The 15,910-nt window shown below is 50.5% G+C and carries 16 protein-coding genes and 4 tRNA genes; 18 read left to right on the forward strand and 2 right to left on the reverse strand.

What is annotated here, in order from left to right; genetic code table 11:
• The first annotated feature begins 2 nt into the window (after nucleotides 1–2).
• The 4 genes from R2I50_RS02730 to R2I50_RS02745 all read left to right on the forward strand — a co-directional run bounded on the left by R2I50_RS02730 (nucleotide 3) and on the right by R2I50_RS02745 (nucleotide 1,728).
• A tRNA-Gly gene (locus R2I50_RS02730) sits at nucleotides 3–78 on the forward strand.
• A 117-nt stretch (nucleotides 79–195) separates the two neighbouring features.
• Nucleotides 196–270, forward strand: a tRNA-Cys gene (locus tag R2I50_RS02735).
• A gap of 416 nt (nucleotides 271–686) precedes the next feature.
• On the forward strand, nucleotides 687–1,226 hold the full coding sequence (locus R2I50_RS02740) for a hypothetical protein (RefSeq protein ID WP_316607570.1): 540 nt from the start codon (nucleotides 687–689) through the stop codon (nucleotides 1,224–1,226).
• A gap of 4 nt (nucleotides 1,227–1,230) precedes the next feature.
• Nucleotides 1,231–1,728 (forward strand): DNA-deoxyinosine glycosylase, encoded by a 498-nt coding sequence (locus tag R2I50_RS02745; protein ID WP_316607571.1) that lies wholly within the window; start codon nucleotides 1,231–1,233, stop codon nucleotides 1,726–1,728.
• 50 nt (nucleotides 1,729–1,778) lie between these two features.
• Here the strand turns inward: R2I50_RS02745 and R2I50_RS02750 are convergent, their stop codons facing one another.
• Nucleotides 1,779–2,888, reverse strand: coding sequence for an SH3 domain-containing protein (locus tag R2I50_RS02750; RefSeq protein ID WP_316607572.1), 1,110 nt, complete (start codon nucleotides 2,886–2,888; stop codon nucleotides 1,779–1,781).
• Between the two features lie 321 nt (nucleotides 2,889–3,209).
• Between R2I50_RS02750 and R2I50_RS02755 the strand changes: the two genes are divergently transcribed.
• The 14 genes from R2I50_RS02755 (at nucleotide 3,210) to R2I50_RS02820 (ending at nucleotide 15,472) form a co-directional block, all read left to right on the forward strand.
• Nucleotides 3,210–3,286: transfer RNA gene (locus tag R2I50_RS02755), tRNA-Arg, on the forward strand.
• A gap of 135 nt (nucleotides 3,287–3,421) precedes the next feature.
• Nucleotides 3,422–5,131, forward strand: coding sequence for a glycosyltransferase family 39 protein (locus R2I50_RS02760; protein WP_316607573.1), 1,710 nt, complete (start codon nucleotides 3,422–3,424; stop codon nucleotides 5,129–5,131).
• Nucleotides 5,132–5,183: 52 nt separating this feature from the next.
• A complete protein-coding gene (locus R2I50_RS02765) occupies nucleotides 5,184–5,894 on the forward strand; it encodes an AzlC family ABC transporter permease (RefSeq protein WP_316607575.1) in 711 nt (236 codons plus the stop codon).
• Nucleotides 5,891–6,202 (forward strand): AzlD domain-containing protein, encoded by a 312-nt coding sequence (locus tag R2I50_RS02770; protein WP_316607576.1) that lies wholly within the window; start codon nucleotides 5,891–5,893, stop codon nucleotides 6,200–6,202. The genes R2I50_RS02765 and R2I50_RS02770 overlap by 4 nt, the downstream gene beginning before the upstream one ends.
• A gap of 191 nt (nucleotides 6,203–6,393) precedes the next feature.
• The gene (locus R2I50_RS02775; RefSeq protein WP_316607578.1) at nucleotides 6,394–6,702 is read left to right on the forward strand and encodes a hypothetical protein; all 309 of its coding nucleotides are present in this window, start codon (nucleotides 6,394–6,396) and stop codon (nucleotides 6,700–6,702) included.
• 35 nt (nucleotides 6,703–6,737) lie between these two features.
• The gene (locus tag R2I50_RS02780) at nucleotides 6,738–7,763 is read left to right on the forward strand and encodes a V-type ATPase subunit (protein ID WP_316607579.1); all 1,026 of its coding nucleotides are present in this window, start codon (nucleotides 6,738–6,740) and stop codon (nucleotides 7,761–7,763) included.
• A gap of 14 nt (nucleotides 7,764–7,777) precedes the next feature.
• On the forward strand, nucleotides 7,778–9,718 hold the full coding sequence (locus tag R2I50_RS02785; RefSeq protein ID WP_316607580.1) for a V-type ATPase 116kDa subunit family protein: 1,941 nt from the start codon (nucleotides 7,778–7,780) through the stop codon (nucleotides 9,716–9,718).
• Nucleotides 9,719–9,735: 17 nt separating this feature from the next.
• Nucleotides 9,736–10,161, forward strand: coding sequence for an ATP synthase subunit C (locus tag R2I50_RS02790; RefSeq protein ID WP_316607581.1), 426 nt, complete (start codon nucleotides 9,736–9,738; stop codon nucleotides 10,159–10,161).
• Nucleotides 10,162–10,166: 5 nt separating this feature from the next.
• Nucleotides 10,167–10,478, forward strand: coding sequence for a V-type ATP synthase subunit F (locus R2I50_RS02795; protein ID WP_316607582.1), 312 nt, complete (start codon nucleotides 10,167–10,169; stop codon nucleotides 10,476–10,478).
• Nucleotides 10,479–10,503: 25 nt separating this feature from the next.
• Nucleotides 10,504–11,232, forward strand: coding sequence for a V-type ATP synthase subunit E (locus R2I50_RS02800; RefSeq protein ID WP_316607583.1), 729 nt, complete (start codon nucleotides 10,504–10,506; stop codon nucleotides 11,230–11,232).
• 2 nt (nucleotides 11,233–11,234) lie between these two features.
• Nucleotides 11,235–12,986: a V-type ATP synthase subunit A gene (locus R2I50_RS02805; protein WP_316607584.1), complete on the forward strand. Its 1,752-nt coding sequence runs from the start codon at nucleotides 11,235–11,237 to the stop codon at nucleotides 12,984–12,986.
• A gap of 15 nt (nucleotides 12,987–13,001) precedes the next feature.
• On the forward strand, nucleotides 13,002–14,375 hold the full coding sequence (locus R2I50_RS02810; RefSeq protein ID WP_316607585.1) for a V-type ATP synthase subunit B: 1,374 nt from the start codon (nucleotides 13,002–13,004) through the stop codon (nucleotides 14,373–14,375).
• Nucleotides 14,376–14,420: 45 nt separating this feature from the next.
• Entirely contained in the window at nucleotides 14,421–15,038 is a 618-nt protein-coding gene (locus tag R2I50_RS02815; RefSeq protein ID WP_316607586.1) for a V-type ATP synthase subunit D, read from the forward strand.
• A gap of 38 nt (nucleotides 15,039–15,076) precedes the next feature.
• The gene (locus tag R2I50_RS02820) at nucleotides 15,077–15,472 is read left to right on the forward strand and encodes a protein-export chaperone SecB (RefSeq protein ID WP_316607587.1); all 396 of its coding nucleotides are present in this window, start codon (nucleotides 15,077–15,079) and stop codon (nucleotides 15,470–15,472) included.
• 236 nt (nucleotides 15,473–15,708) lie between these two features.
• On the opposite strand, the gene R2I50_RS02825 is transcribed toward R2I50_RS02820, so the two are convergent.
• Nucleotides 15,709–15,782, reverse strand: a tRNA-Gly gene (locus R2I50_RS02825).
• Nucleotides 15,783–15,910: the final 128 nt, after the last annotated feature.

Consider the following 15,910-nt stretch of genomic DNA (forward strand, 5'->3'; position numbering starts at 1 on the left):
TTGCGGATGTAGCTCATCTGGTAGAGCGCCACCTTGCCAAGGTGGAGGTAGCGGGTTCGAGCCCCGTCATCCGCTCCATAGACGTGAAAAGGACTTAACACCGCTTAAGTCCTTTTTCGATAAAATAAGACTTTGAAAATCAGTATCGAGCTTACACGGTTCTTATTTCTTATTTCTTAGTTCTTATTTATATTCGGCGACATAGCCAAGCGGTAAGGCACGAGTCTGCAAAACTCTGATTCCCCAGTTCGATTCTGGGTGTCGCCTCCAAAAGATCGGCTCAGGACTGATGTCAGTTCTGAGCCTTGTTCTTTATCTTGTCACTTTATGCGGCTTAATACTGATTTCTGAATAGGGTGACTGCAATAATCCGAACCGTGGTTTTGACGGGCATATTTTCGCCTGTCCATTGTTAAAATCCTCGCGAACCCGTCAGGGTTCGCTGTGGTTTTGCCGCGGTCAGACAAAAATCTGCTCCGTCAAAAACTCCGAAGGACTGAAAATGAGCAAGATTTCGAGCAAGTTTCGGTGCAGAAAGTGCAGGCAGGCTGGCGCCTGCCAAGATTGATAAGCCGAAAATTGCCGAAATAATGCCATTTTCAGCAGGTTCGAATTATTACAGTCACCCTAATCGCTTTATTCTGTTCAGTATAAAGTCGGTAATCTTTATTCAGGAGAGTTTGATCATGGGTCTATTCGGAAAGATCGCCGGGGATGTTTTCAACACTGTTCTCGATACGCTCAAGAACGGCAAGCCGAACGAGGGCGGTGGTTCCGCTGATTTCACTCCCGCTCCCGCAGTTGAGGAGAAGAAGGATATGGAGCTTCGCTTCGGCAGTTCCGCTCCGGTTCCTTATGCTGATAACATCAACGGAACGACGATTACACTGATGCTGAATTTTTACGGTACTGCGAAGGTTTCTGCATGCGACAGTGCGCTTTTGAAGGCTAACGGCGGTCTTGACGGGTTACAGATCGCTCTGAGAACGCAGATCGTCGCCGCGGTGCTTGAGTCGATTATGAAATGTGCTCAGGCAAATGTGCGTTTTGCGATGCTTCCGATGAAATCTAATGAGATCGCAGAGAATGTTCGTGCTTCTTTACAGGATAAATGGCGCTCGTCCTACGGCGTTTCTCTTGATTCGATCTCGATTCAGAGTATTACCCTTACCGAAGAGAGTATGAGGCAGTATCAGGAATTAAGAAAAGCGCAGATGGGGCTGTAAGCGAATGGATGCGCAACATATTATCCATCCTATCCCGCCCTTATATGATGCGGCGTGCAGAATCCTGATCCTCGGTTCTTTTCCTTCAATTAAGTCCAGAGAAGCGATGTTCTTCTACGGCCATCCGCAGAACCGCTTCTGGAAGCTGTTGGCGCGGCTTTTTAATGAGCCGGCTCCTCAAAGTATCGAAGAAAAACGCAACCTTTCTCTACGTCATCATATCGCAATGTGGGACGTCATCCGTTCCTGTACCATTGTCGGTTCATCCGACAGCTCTATCCGCGATGTGGTTCCAAACGATCTTTCGGAAATCCTTGAACACAGTAAGGTTGAACGGGTATTCTGTAACGGTACGGCATCTTTTGATCTGTATCGGAAATATATCCTCCCCGCTACAGGGATCGAAGCGGTCAAGCTGCCGTCCACCAGCCCCGCTAACGCGGCGTACAGCCTTGATCGTCTTGCCGGGGAGTGGGCGAGGATTCTCGAGTATATTGAATAAGTCTATTAACACAAGGGGCTGTCGCGTTAAAATTGCGATAGCCCCTTGGATTACAGCGCGTCTTTATCGAACGTAACATATTTGTCGTAAACATAGCCTTTTACAGAGCCGTATTGAACGTAGTACCAGTGACCGGATTTGTATCCGAGATAATCCATTCTGTATCCGTAAGGGATACGCGCCAGCTCCGTCGAATTGACGTCGGCGCGCTCCCTGAGCGCGACAAAGTCCGAGGCGGTGCCGTAGAGGTAATCGCCGGAATAGGTCTTGGGCGACTGAGAACCGGAGGGTACGTCATCCTTGTTGAACGATACATAGTCCGAGTAGACATAGCCCTTTTGAGAGCCGTATTTGACGTAATACCATTTATCTGAATAGCTGCTCAAATAGGTCATCGAATAGCCGCGGGGAATACGCGCGAGCTCTGTTGAGTTTGTGCCGGCGCCTGCTCTCAGTGCGACAAAATCAATAGCGGTGCAGTATAGTGTGCTTCCCATGCCGGGATTGTCCGGCGTGTAGTTGATCGCGGCGTTCTTATCAAAGGATACATAGTCTTCATACACGAAGCCGTAATGATTCCCGTATTTGACATAGTACCACTTGCCGGATTTTTTGTTTTGATAGATCATCCCATCACCGGAAGGGATCTTGATGATCTCTCTTGCGTCGGCGTTCGCGCTCGCCCTGAGTGAAACATAGTCCGCCGCAGTGCAGTAGAGATAGGTGACGGAGGACGCTGTGTCGGAATCCGCCTTGGAGGCAGTATTCTTTTTTACTGTCGGTTTGGCTTTTGCGATATAGAGCGTGACCTCGTCGCCCTTCTTCAGCAGCTTTCCCTTTGTGGGAACGTGACTGAACACACAGCCTTCCTTCTCTTTGTCGGTCTCGATATCGGTGGTTTTAGCGACTACGCCCATCTCGGCAAGCTTTTTGACGGCGTCCTCTTTCTTCAAACCGCTGAGATCGGGCATTTTTTCGGCTTCCGGTTGCAGCTCCTCCTTGATTTCGGAAGAAACCCCGTTGACCGGATTTGTGTTTGCGCCGCTCGACGGCGTCCCTGTCGTGATGGTCATGCAGCCTGTTAACGCGGTCGAAAGCACCGCCGCAACGACGAATACCGACAGCGCTCGTATCAGATTTTGTTTAGATAATCCGTACATTGAGAAATCCTCCTTAGAATACATATAATACAAGTATATTGTATTTTACGGTAAAATTCAATTGTTTTTGTGAATAATAACAAATATTTTGCTCCTTGCGTTAATCGAAGAAGCTTCGGTACCGTTGTGCAGTAAAATATGTATGTAAGGTGCGTCAAAGTCTATGATGCGTGCTTTCAAATCATTCACGGAACACGCGCGTCCGTTCAGAATATCATCTTTATCACAATTGATTTATCATGAAATACCAGATTCACTTGAACCTTGTAAACTGTCGTCTTGACAAGAATGTTATTTTGAGATAGAATAAGCAACAGATACGCGCCAATAGCTCAGTAGGATAGAGCGTTCGCCTCCTAAGCGAAAGGTCGGGGGTTCGAATCCCTTTTGGCGCGCCAGAAGCGCCTCACCGGCGTGAGTTACGGTGAACAGTGAGTAATGAATAGCAAATGCAAATTGTCTTTGCGGCGTTTCTGAGCTTTTCGTTATTCACTGTTTCTTTATGTCAGAAGTATATAAAGGATGTTTTTTGTATGACTGAAGCCATGCCTGCATTGAATATCATTTTCATGATCATCACGACCCTGCTGTCAGTAGCCGCGGTGTTCAGCTTCTATGTCAGGGATATCGTTGAAGCAAAGACCGGTAAACCGTTGAAGATTCCGCGCGATAACAACGAGATCGACCCTATCATCTATCGTATCATGCTGATTATGATTATAGTGATCGGCGTATTGATCCGTGTGTGGCAGTTCGGCTCCGTTCCCGGCGGTATGAATCAGGACGGCGCGATGGCGGCGGTTGACGGCAAGGCGCTCGCCGATTACGGAACCGATCGCTTCGGAACTTGGCATCCGGCGCATCTTTACGCTTGGGGCTACGGTCAGATGAGCTCGCTTTTGTCCTACCTGATCGCTCCTTTTGTCAAGATATTCGGATTGAATCCGATCACGGCTCGTATGCCCTCTCTCTTGATGAGCCTGCTCGGCGGGATGTTTCTGTATTTGTTTGTAAAAGATCATTTCGGTAAGCGTACCGCTTTGTGCGCCGCGCTGATCGTTGCCTTGAATCCGTGGCATTTTGTCCAGAGCCGTTGGGCGCTGGACTGCAATCTGCTCCCGCACTTCTTTATGGGAGGCGTCTATTTCTTCGGTAAGGGACTCAGCGGCAAAAAGCGCTGGTTGTATATTTCGATGGTGTTCTTCGGACTGTGCATGTACTGCTACGGAATCACCATCTATACGATACCTGTGTTTTTACTCGTGACGTCGGTTTATTATCTGATCCGAAAGAAGGTCAAGGTGCGCCATGTGCTGATCTGCGCGCTCATATACCTTGTGATCGCGGCGCCTTTTATTTTGACGATGGCGGTCAACTACTTTAAGTGGGAAACCATCAAGCTCCCCTTTGTGACCTGTCAGTTCTTCCCGGAGAGCCGACGCTCCTCCGATATCCTGTTCTTCTCGAATAATATCGGCTGGCAGCTCGGACAGAATCTGCAATACTTCCTTAATGCCACCATCCTCCAGGTCAAGGACGCGCCGCATAATGATATCGAGCATTTCTACACGATGTATCCCTTTATGATCCCGCTGTTCTTCGCGGGGATCCTCAGCTTCCCTAAGATCAAATCGAAGGGAAATAAGTCGCTCGCGGTGTTTGCGTTGCTGACGGGCGTGTGGGTCGGCATTGTGACGAATTTTGTCAACGTTAACCGCATGAACATCATCTATTATTTCATGATGCTGTTCGCCGCTTTAGGCATGTATGTGATCGCCAGAGAGATCAGGTTCGCGGGCTATGCCGTCGCGCTGCTGATCGCGGTAGCGGGTGTGATACTTATCAACACTTATTTTACAACCTATAACAAAGATATCTCCGCTCGTTTTTACGCGGGATTCGGCGACGCGGTAAAGGTTGTGACCCAAAGCCCCGCCGATACGCTTTATATCTCCGCCGATATTCAGGGCAAAGGCTACTGGACGGTCAGTGAGATCATGACCATGTTCTATGATGAAACAGACGCCGCCTATTATCAGGGCAAAACGAATGTGAATCACGGTCAGACCTACCTTCCGTATAAAGAACGTTTCAAATACGAAAGCATCACGCAGGAGACGGTTACGAAGAGCGCTGACCAAAACGCGGCGTATCTCGTTTTGAAGAGCGATCTGCCGTACTTTGATCTTTCGCGGTACAATGTCGCTGAGTTCGGCAACTACTGTGCCGTGACAAAGAAATAACATCATTGCTGTTCGCGGCTGATTCAGCCGCGTTCTGCTTGTAAAGGGTAATATGAAAAAACTGTTCGTTAAGGGAATGAGGCACGGCGTTCCGATCATGCTGGGCTATCTCAGCGTATCATTCGGTTTCGGTGTGTTATGTGTACAAAAGAATCTTTCGATCCTCGCAGCGGTCGGTATATCGGTGACGAATCTGACCTCGGCCGGTCAGGTCGCGGGGGTCGAGGTGATAGCGGCAGGCGGTACGCTGCTTGAGATGATCTTATGTCAGCTGGTTATCAACCTGCGCTACTCGCTGATGAGTCTGAGCCTGTCCCAAAGACTCGATCCGTCCTTCACGCTTGCACATCGCTTGATCGCGGGCTACGGTGTGACCGATGAGATCTTCGCTGTCGCGTCCGCTCAGCCTGAACCGATCAAGCCCGCCTATATGTACGGCTTGATCTTCACGCCGTTTCTCGGTTGGAGCCTCGGTACGCTTTTCGGTGCTGTCGCGGGCGATATCATGCCTGCTTCTGTCGGCGCCGCGCTGTCACTGATGCTTTACGGTATGTTCATCGCGATCATCATCCCGCCCGCAAAGAAAAGCCGAAAGGTGCTGTTTGCCGTAATACTCGCCGGTGCAGTGAGCATTCTTCTGCATTACGTCCTGCCCGATCTGTCCTCGGGCTTTGCTGTGATCATTTCCGCGCTGGTATCGTCGCTTGTTACCGCATTGATCTTTCCGATCGATACGGGAGAGAGAGGGGAGGAGCAGGCATGAGCATTGTTGCGTATATCGCCGTGATGGCGCTGACCACCTACCTCATTCGCGTGATTCCTTTCGCTGCCGTACGCGGGAAGATACGCTCCCGATTCATCAATTCGGTGCTGTATTATATCCCGTATGCGGTGCTGTCGGCAATGACTTTTCCCGCGATCTTCTACGCAACGGGAAATACCCTTACAGCCTCGGTGGGTACTGTCGTCGCGCTGTTGCTTGCGTATTTTGAGGTTCCGTTGATCGTCGTGGCGTTGTCATCCTCGGCTGTTGCCTTCATCACCGGCATGATTATCGGAATCGGGGTATGATGTTTTGTATCGGCGATCTAATTTCGTTTTTTGACATTCTATTCATTATTCTCAGCGGGCAGCCCGTAGCTCTTGCTATGGGCTTTTCTGCGGAATTATACGATAACGCTTGAAAAATGAGTTCTGTTGCGTTATAATACATGAGGCGTAAAAGGCGGTGATCGTCACCGTCATCCGAAAGAAGGACGATTATGCAGGATTTATTGAAGAAAATCATTGAAATGGATGAAAAAGCCCGTGAAATCGAGCAAAACGCTAAATCTGAGAAAGAAAAAAGCGAACGGGAGGTAGAACAGCTCAGAGAGCAGATCTACAACGATTTCATCGAGCGAGCGAAGGATCGCGTCGAGAAGAATATCGCCGTCGAGCAGTCCCGCGCCGACGCGAAGATCCGCGATTATACGGAACGTACCGACTCCGTTAAGGCGGAGATGCAGCGCCTGTCCGAACAAAATATGGACAAGTGGGTCGATGAGATCGTAAACAGAGCACTGGCGTAAGCCTTTGCCTGAATATACAGAAAGGTGGTGAGTGTATGGCGATCATCAACCCCGCGTCGGCGATTACGGCAAAGGTAAAATCCCAGTACGGCAAGCGGCTCAGGGAGAAGGACTATCAGGCGATGGTCAAGTGCGGCTCCGTCGGCGAGGTGGTCCAGTATCTGAAAACATACACTCATTTTCAGAGTTCTCTCGAAAAGGTGAGCAACGACGTTCACCGCGGCAATCTGGAGAACATCATGCGCGAAAAGCAGTTTGAAAGCTTTCTGCGCTTTTGTAAATATAACGGCGGCAACACCCCGGTGACGCGGTACGGACTCAGGATGATTGAAATCAGAGAGCTGATGAAGTTCATCACTCTCTTGTCGATCAACCGTCCCGAGGAGTATCTTTTTTCTCTTCCGCTGTTTTTTATTCAGCATACGGATATCAAGCTTGAAAAGCTATCTTCCGTAACCGATCATCATGATCTGCTCTTGGCGCTGGAGCATTCCGATTACGATAAGATCATTGAGCGCTTTCCGCCGAATGAGATAGGGGATTACGACCTGGCTGCGATCGAGGACGCGCTTGAGAATCACAGCCTCGCGCTCTTGTATCAGGATCTTTCAAAGATCAAGAAGAAAAAAGAGAAAAACCAGCTTCTCAGCCTGTTTGATACCTTGTCCGATTATCACAACTATTCGCGTATCATCCGATTGAAGAAGTATTATCATATGAACAGTGAAGCGGTTCGATCCCACCTGCTGCATTACGGTAATCTGACCGGAAAGAAGCTGGATAGAATCCTCTCGAAGGATTCTTACGAGGATGTACGCGAGGAATTGTCGCATACCTCCGTCGGTAAAAAGGCGCAGAGCGTCTATCCCGACAGCGATATGGCGGTGCAGGGACGGTACGAGATGTGTCGGCATCAGCTGTATTTCTCAACAAATCCCGAGATCGTTCTGCTCGCGTTTTATATTCTTTCACAAACAGAGTTGTCAAATGTCATTGCGATTATCGAGGGGGTCAGGTATTCGATGGAACCTGACAGCATTTATGAAACTCTCGTACTGTAAGGTGAGGTGATACTATGGCACTGGCAAAAATGAAACTGGTAAACGTCATCGGTATGCTGCGCGAGCTCGACGACGTTGCTTCCGTTCTGGGGCGAACGGGTGTATTCCAGCCCGACGAAACCGCGGATTTCTTCTCCGATAAAGAGAAGCTGATACCCGTGAACACCGCTAACGATTACGCGCCCCTGCTCGATAAGCTCAGAGTGTTGATGGCGGGCTCCGGTATCAGGCCGAAGATCGTCGACGCGCCCGAGTATGATAACATGAGTCCCGCCGAGATGAAGCGGTTCATCGACGAGACCGATTCCCGGCTCGGTGAGCTGATCGAAAGAAGAGACGCTCTGCGGGCGGAGCTGGACTTAAGTGAGGAGAATATCGCGAAAGCGAAGCACTTCTTCGGTCTGGATATCGACATCTCAAAGATCTATGAGTGCGAGTATATCATTACCCGCTTCGGAAAGCTCCCCAAGGACAGCTATGTAAAGCTGCAGAACTACAGCGATAATCCGTATATTGACTTCTTTCCGTGCTCTAACGACGGCACCTATTACTGGGGCGTGTATGTTACGCCGCTGAGTAAGGCGGATGACGTTGATCGGTTGTTCTCGCGCCTGTTCTTTGAGCACGTCGATATCTCCGATATCCACGATAAGCCCGAGGTGTATGTCGAGCAGCAGACAAAGCTCAAAGATGATCTGACCGAGGAGATCAAGAAGCTGAACGGCGAGATAGACGATTATGTGAAGAATCATGAGAACGGCATCCTCAAGATCTTCTCCGCGCTGTGCAAGCAGCATGCTTTTCTGTCGATCAAAAATCATGCATGTAAATATAAAAAGAGCTTTGTACTGGTCGGATGGATCCCCGCCGAGTACGAGGGACAGATAAAAGCCCTTCTTTCTCCGATAGAGAGCGTTGAGGTCACCTTTACCAAGGCGGAGGATGAGATAAAGCACTCTCCGCCCGTGAAGCTTAAGAACCGCTTTTTCTTCAGGCCGTTCGAGTATTATACTGAAATGTACGGCTTGCCGAATGCCCGTGAGATCGACCCCTCGTGGTTCATCGCGCTGACATATACACTACTGTTCGGCATCATGTTCGCCGACGTCGGTCACGGGCTGATGCTGCTGATCGCGGCGATCTTCATGTATAAGAAGATGAAGATGCCGCTGGGCGCTCTCTTGATCCCCTGCTCGATCAGCTCGATGGTATTCGGCTGTGTGTTCGGTTCTGTATTCGGCTTTGAGCATGTGCTCGATCCCGTATATAAAGCGCTGTTCGGACTGGAGGAAAAGCCGGTCGAGGTTATGGACGGCAATACGACTATGATCCTGATCTTCGGCGCTGTCGGTATCGGTATCGTTCTGCTGATCATCGCGATGATCCTCAACATCGTATCAAACCTGAAGAGGGGAGATATCGGAGGCGCGCTGTTCGGTGTGAACGGCGCAGCGGGTCTGGTGTTTTACACCTCGCTGGTCGCAGGTCTGGGCTGCAATATGCTGTTCGGTGTGTCCATCATGAAGCCCGCATATATCATCTGCCTGATCGTGATACCGCTGCTTCTGGTCTTCTTCCGTGAACCGCTCTCTAAGCTGATCAGGGGAGAGCGAGAATTGTTTGAAGGAAGCTTCGGCTCGTTTATAGTCGATAACTTCTTCGAGATGTTTGAGGTCGCGCTGTCTTATGTGACCAACACCATGAGCTTCCTACGCGTCGGCGCGTTCATCCTTGTTCATGCGGGCATGATGACCGTTGTGTTTGTCCTCGCGAACATGTTCGGGCCGGTCGGCTACTGGATCACGGTCGTGATCGGCAACATCCTTGTCATGGCGCTGGAAGCGCTTCTCGTCGGTATCCAGGTTCTCAGACTTGAATACTACGAGATGTTCAGCAGGTTCTACATCGGCGACGGCAGAAAGTTCGAGCCCGTCACCGTCAAAGATATAGCTTAATTTGGAGGTAATCTATTATGTTACAGTATTTATTGATGTTTATTCCCGCCGCTTTTCTGGTGATCTCCGTTCTTCTGTGCATGAGAGCGTATAATAAGGGCAAGAGCCCCAAGAAGGCTGTATTGAGCCAGATCTTCTCCTTCTGCGCGGTTTCCGCGTTCTGTCTGATCTGCCCGATCGTCGCTCATGCTGCAGGCGCGGGCGAAGCTGCTCAGACCGCCGCTAATTCCTCCGCGGGACTCGGTTATATATCCGCGGGTCTTTCTACCGGTCTGTCCTGTATCGGCGGCGGTATCGCTGTCGGCGGCTCTGCTCCCGCGGCGATCGGCGCTACCAGCGAGGATCCCAAGAACTTCGGTAAGTCGATCATTTTCGTCGCGCTCGGTGAAGGCTGCGCGCTGTACGGTATGCTGATCTCCATCATGATCCTCACCAGCCTCTGATAACCATGAGAATGTACTTACTCAGCGATAATGTCGATACCCTGATGGGGATGCGTATGTCCGGTGTGGACGGCGTTGTGCTCCATAAGGAGGACGAACTCCGCGAGAAGCTCGGTTCGCTTATCAAGGAGAAGGATATCGCTGTAATCTTGATCACATCTACGCTGTTGAACATGATTCGTGATACCGTGTACGATCTAAAGCTCCGTCTCGAACGACCGCTGATTATCGAGATCCCCGACCGCCACGGAAACGGACGGACGAAGGACAGCATCACGAAGTACGTGAAGGACGCGATCGGCGTCGATATGAGCTGACGCAAACGTCAAGAGAAGGTGAATTATGAACGACAACCATAATGATTCCAAGTTTTTGACTGCGATTTATCAAAACGCAGAAGAGCGGAAGGAGCAGTTGAAACAGGATCTGAAAGAGAATAACAAGACTGGTAAGCAGAAGATGAAAGCTTCCCTTTTGTCTGTATCCGATAACACGAAAGAAAGCAAGTTTTTTGACGCGATCAATCAGGACGCGCAGGAACATATGGCGCAGATCTCGAGAGAGATCGAGGCGTATAAAAACGAGAAGATCGAACAGGCGACCGAGCAGGGTCTCAACGACGCCTATGAGTTGATCCGTGCCGACGTTACCAAGCGCACCGCCGCAATTGTGAACGGCGTCGCGAAAAAGCAGCTTGAACTGAAGAACAGCCTGTATGCGGAGCGTGAGTCGATTCGTGAAGAGGTGTTTCACAGGGCGGAGGAGAGGCTCGGAAGCTTTGCCGCCTCCGATGAATATATCGGTTTTCTGAACGCTTCTTTGGATAAGATCGCGCAGTTCGCGGGCGACGGCAAATGTACCGTTTATATCGCTCCGACTGATGAAGATAAGCGTTCTCTGATAGAAGCGAAGCTCCCCGGCGCTGAGATCAAGGCAGACAACCATATCCTGATCGGCGGCGTTAAGGCGCATATCCCCGCCGGAGGGATTATGCTCGATGATACGCTCGACACCCGTCTTTCGGATCAATATGCGTGGTTTAATGAAAACTCAGGCTTGAAGGTGGTGTAAAGATGGCAAATGTAATATACGGCATTAACGGGCCCGTTGTTACCGTAAAGAACGCGACCGAGTTCTCCATGATGGAGATGGTGTATGTCGGTAAGCAGCGACTTGTCGGCGAGATCATCGGTATCACCTCCGAGTTGACCACCATTCAGTGCTATGAGGAGACCACAGGGCTCAAGCCCGGCGATCCCGTCGAGGGTACCCATACCCAGATGACGCTGATGCTCGGTCCCGGTATCCTCGATAACATCTTTGACGGCATCGAGCGACCGCTCGCCGAGATCGAGAAGGAGGTCGGCGCGTTCATCAACCGCGGCTCTCAGGTATCCTCTCTCGATACCGAGAGGGAATGGGACGTTACCGTCACCGCGAAGGTCGGCGATGAACTCAAGGGCGGCGAGGTGTACGCCACCTGTCCCGAAACACAGATCATCACGCACAAGCTGATGGTGCCTCCGCTGCTCAGCGGTAAGGTCGTTGGGGTAAAGCCCGACGGAAAATACAAGCTTAACGATACTATTGTAGAATTAGAGGATCGATACGGTGTTGTTCATGAGCTGACGCTCGTACAGCGCTGGCCGATCCGCACGCCCCGTCCCGTTGCCAAGCGCTTGACGCCTACCGTCCCGCTGATCACCGGTCAGCGCGTCATCGACACGCTGTTTCCGATCTCCAAGGGCGGTACGGCGGCGATCCCCGGCGGCTTCGGTACCGGCAAGACCATGACCCAGCACCAGCTCGCAAAGTGGTGCGACGCGGATATCATCGTCTATGTCGGCTGCGGTGAGCGCGGCAACGAGATGAGCCAGGTTCTGCAGGAGTTCTCAGAGCTGATCGATCCGAAGTCCGGCAGACCCATGACCGACAGAACCACCCTGATCGCCAATACTTCCAATATGCCTGTCGCTGCGCGTGAGGCGTCCATCTACACCGGTATCACCCTTGCGGAATACTACCGTGATATGGGCTATGACGTAGCGATCATGGCTGACTCCACCTCCCGTTGGGCGGAGGCGCTCAGAGAGATCTCCGGACGTTTGGAAGAAATGCCCGCCGAAGAAGGCTTCCCTGCCTATCTGCCCTCCAGACTGTCCGAGTTTTATGAGAGAGCCGGCAGAGCCGATGTGCTCAGCGGTTCTCAGGGCTCGGTCACCATCATCGGCGCGGTATCGCCGCAGGGCTCCGATTTTTCCGAGCCGGTCACCCAGAACACCAAGCGCTTTACACGCTGCTTCTGGGCGCTGGACAAGTCCCTCGCTTACGCCCGCCATTATCCCGCAATCAACTGGATGGACAGCTACAGTGAGTACTTCACCGACCTCGATCCGTATTATGATGAACATTTCGGAAGAGAGTTTATCGCCTATCGAAACAGTATCTCCGCACTCTTGCAGGAGGAAAACCGCCTCATGGAGATCGTCAAGCTGATCGGCTCCGACGTTCTTCCCGATGACCAGAAGTTGATTATTGAGATCGCGAAGATCATCCGCGTCGGCTTTCTGCAGCAGAACGCCTTCCATAAGGACGATACCTACGTCCCTCTTGAAAAACAGAAGCGCATGATGGAAGTGATCCTTCACCTGTATGAGCAGGCTAAGACCGTTGTCGCGGGCAATATCCCGATCAAGCGCATCGTCGAAACGGGTCTTTTTGAAAAAGTCACTAAGATCAAATACGATATTCCCAATGATAATCTCGGTATGTTCGATGATTACATCGCGGAAATCGATGAAAAGATTCAGAGTATTTTAAGCTGAGGAGGGAGCCGCTTCATGATTATTGAATATGTAGGCGTTAAAGAGATCAACGGCTCTCTGGTCGTTATCGACGGCGTCAAGGGCGTGTCGTATGAGGAGATCGTCGATATCAAGCTTGATAACGGTACCGCCCGTCAGGGTCGCGTCGTTCAGATCGAGGGAGACCGTATCGTCGTACAGGTTTTTGAAGGCACGCGAGATATCAGCCTCGATAATACTACTGCCAGACTGACAGGACATCCGATGGAAATGCCGCTCTCTCCCGAGATCGTCGGCAGGATCCTCGACGGCGCAGGCAGACCGATCGACGGACTCGGCGATATCTATCCAGTCAAAAAGCGCGATGTCAACGGCACCGCGATCAATCCGGTTTCCCGTATCTATCCGAGAAACTATATCAATACCGGTATTTCGAGTATCGACACCTTGTCTACGCTGATCCGCGGACAAAAGCTGCCGATCTTCTCCGGTTCGGGTATGAAGCATAACGAGCTCGCGGTGCAGATCGTCCGCCAGGCGAAGATCACCGGTGCGGATGAGTCTAACTTCGGCGTGGTATTTGCCGCGATGGGCGTCAAGAACGACGTCGCCGACTATTTTAAAAAGAGCTTTGAGGAAGCGGGCGTTATGCAGCATGTTACGATGTTCCTGAACCTCAGTAACGATCCGATCATCGAGCGTACCCTGACCCCGCGCTGCGCGCTGACGGTCGCTGAGTATCTCGCCTTTGAGCTGAATATGCATATCCTCGTCATTATGACGGATATGACCTCCTATGCCGAGGCGCTGCGTGAGTTCTCGTCCAGTAAGGGCGAGATCCCGGGACGTAAGGGCTTCCCCGGATATCTGTACAGTGATTTTGCGTCCATGTACGAGCGTGCGGGTATGATCAAGGGCTCAACCGGTTCTTTGACTCAGATCCCGATTTTGACAATGCCGAACGATGATATTACCCACCCCGTACCCGATCTGACGGGTTATATCACAGAGGGTCAGATCGTTCTGGACCGCGGATTGCAGAATCAAGGCATCTATCCGCCTGTCAACGTTCTGCCGTCCCTGTCCCGACTGATGAAGGACGGTATCGGCGAGGGCTTTACCAGAGCCGACCATCCGGCGTTGTCCAACCAGCTCTTCGCAAGTTATGCAAAGGTTATTGACGCGCGTTCTCTCGCGTCCGTTATCGGTGAAGAGGAGCTCTCCGATACCGATAAGAAGTATCTCGAGTTCGGCAGACAGTTTGAGAGTACCTTCATCAATCAGGGCTTCAACGAGGATCGCGACATCGGGCAGAGTCTTGATTTGGGCTGGAAGCTGTTGTCGACGCTTCCGCGCAGCGAGCTGGATCGCGTAGACGACGAGCTGCTCGATAAGTATTACGGTAAGTAACAGATAGGGGAGACCCCCTTTATTATTCATGGGTGAGGTGATAGCATGGCGCAGCACGCCGTACCGACAAAAGGAAATCTGATGGCGACCAAGAAGTCGCTCGCTTTGGCGAAGGTCGGCTATGAGCTGATGGATAAGAAGCGCAATATCCTGATCCGTGAGATGATGGCGCTGATCGATCGCGCCTCAGCCATCCAGAGCACCATCGACGACGCTTTTGCAAACGCTTATAAGGCGCTGGAGAAAGCGAATATTACTCTCGGCTTTTGTAACGAGCTGTCTAAGACGATCCCGTTCGATACATCGGTGACGATGGATTCCCGCTCGATCATGGGCGTAGAGATCCCTATCCTCTCGATCGAGAAGCCTGAGGAAAGCGAGCTTCATTACGGCCTGCACTCTACGAACGCCCGCTTCGACGAGGCGGTATCGCTGTTTATGCAGGCTAAGTACCTGACTGTTGAGCTTGCTGAAATAGAAAACAGCGTTTATCGTCTGGCTGTCGCGATCAAGCAGACTCAGAAGCGTGCGAACGCGCTGAAGAACATCATGATCCCCAAGTTTGAGGATGATGTGAAGTTCATCACCGACGCACTCGATGAGAAGGACAGAGAGGAGTTTTCTCGCCTGAAGGTCATCAAAAAACAAAAGGCTGATAAATAAGCGGATACACGACTTAGTTCATAAAAGGAGAATTGATCATGTCAATCGTTAATTTACAAGCGTATAAGGTCGATAAAATCGAATTTGTCAATGAATTGGAGAACGGTACCAAGATCGCACTGGGCAACAAGTATTCTTATCAGGTGCAGTATGCCGTAGGAAAGAGCGTCGCGAAGGGTACTTTTGATATCGAGGTCCACGATAAAGAAAACCCTGATAAATTCAGGATCCACATCATCATCGTCGGTATCTTTTCATTTGACGAGAAGGAGAAGAAGGAGCTGATCCATACCGAGACCTTCAAGTCGCTGTTCCCGTACGCCAAGGCGCTGATCACTACCGTGACCGCTAACTGCGGCATCCAGCCCGTCATTATCCCGAACATCGATATCGACAATCAGGAGATATACCGTATAGACGGTAATCAGCAGTAATACTAATTTCAATTAAAACGCTTAAACAAGATATTTGCGGAAAATTTCGCAGAGCAAGGCGGAGATCGCAGGCAGGCTGGCGCCTGTCAAGATTGACAACGCAGCTATGCGGAATTTAACGCAATAGATGTTAAAGGGTTTTATTTGAAATTAGTATAAACAAAAGGGAGCGTTCCGTGACGCTCCCTTTTCTGATAAAAAAGGATGTACCGGGGAGGGTACATCCTTTAGTCTTTTGGAGCAGATGATGGGAATCGAACCCACACGGTCAGCTTGGAAGGCTGAAGTTCTACCACTAAACTACATCTGCATTTTGATTTTCTTTATGTAGTATATCATAATCATTTCTGTTTGTCAATCGGTTTTATCTGTCACAAAGTATTGAATTGTAACGTTGAGTTAACGTGAGGAGCTTTATCAAGAGAATGAAATAAAGAA

Origin of the sequence: uncultured Ruminococcus sp. (assembly GCA_902785355.1) — a bacterium.
Taxonomy (GTDB): domain Bacteria; phylum Bacillota; class Clostridia; order Oscillospirales; family Acutalibacteraceae; genus Ruminococcoides.

Bases quoted from the DNA above. Each gene is read 5' to 3' on its own strand.
- R2I50_RS02740 (WP_316607570.1), top strand. From the start codon at position 687: ATGGGTCTATTCGGAAAGATCGCCGGGGATGTTTTCAACACTGTTCTC.
- R2I50_RS02745 (WP_316607571.1), top strand. From the start codon at position 1,231: ATGGATGCGCAACATATTATCCATCCTATCCCGCCCTTATATGATGCG.
- R2I50_RS02750 (WP_316607572.1), bottom strand. From the start codon at position 2,888: ATGTACGGATTATCTAAACAAAATCTGATACGAGCGCTGTCGGTATTC.
- R2I50_RS02760 (WP_316607573.1), top strand. From the start codon at position 3,422: ATGACTGAAGCCATGCCTGCATTGAATATCATTTTCATGATCATCACG.
- R2I50_RS02765 (WP_316607575.1), top strand. From the start codon at position 5,184: ATGAAAAAACTGTTCGTTAAGGGAATGAGGCACGGCGTTCCGATCATG.
- R2I50_RS02770 (WP_316607576.1), top strand. From the start codon at position 5,891: ATGAGCATTGTTGCGTATATCGCCGTGATGGCGCTGACCACCTACCTC.
- R2I50_RS02775 (WP_316607578.1), top strand. From the start codon at position 6,394: ATGCAGGATTTATTGAAGAAAATCATTGAAATGGATGAAAAAGCCCGT.
- R2I50_RS02780 (WP_316607579.1), top strand. From the start codon at position 6,738: ATGGCGATCATCAACCCCGCGTCGGCGATTACGGCAAAGGTAAAATCC.
- R2I50_RS02785 (WP_316607580.1), top strand. From the start codon at position 7,778: ATGGCACTGGCAAAAATGAAACTGGTAAACGTCATCGGTATGCTGCGC.
- R2I50_RS02790 (WP_316607581.1), top strand. From the start codon at position 9,736: ATGTTACAGTATTTATTGATGTTTATTCCCGCCGCTTTTCTGGTGATC.
- R2I50_RS02795 (WP_316607582.1), top strand. From the start codon at position 10,167: ATGAGAATGTACTTACTCAGCGATAATGTCGATACCCTGATGGGGATG.
- R2I50_RS02800 (WP_316607583.1), top strand. From the start codon at position 10,504: ATGAACGACAACCATAATGATTCCAAGTTTTTGACTGCGATTTATCAA.
- R2I50_RS02805 (WP_316607584.1), top strand. From the start codon at position 11,235: ATGGCAAATGTAATATACGGCATTAACGGGCCCGTTGTTACCGTAAAG.
- R2I50_RS02810 (WP_316607585.1), top strand. From the start codon at position 13,002: ATGATTATTGAATATGTAGGCGTTAAAGAGATCAACGGCTCTCTGGTC.
- R2I50_RS02815 (WP_316607586.1), top strand. From the start codon at position 14,421: ATGGCGCAGCACGCCGTACCGACAAAAGGAAATCTGATGGCGACCAAG.
- R2I50_RS02820 (WP_316607587.1), top strand. From the start codon at position 15,077: ATGTCAATCGTTAATTTACAAGCGTATAAGGTCGATAAAATCGAATTT.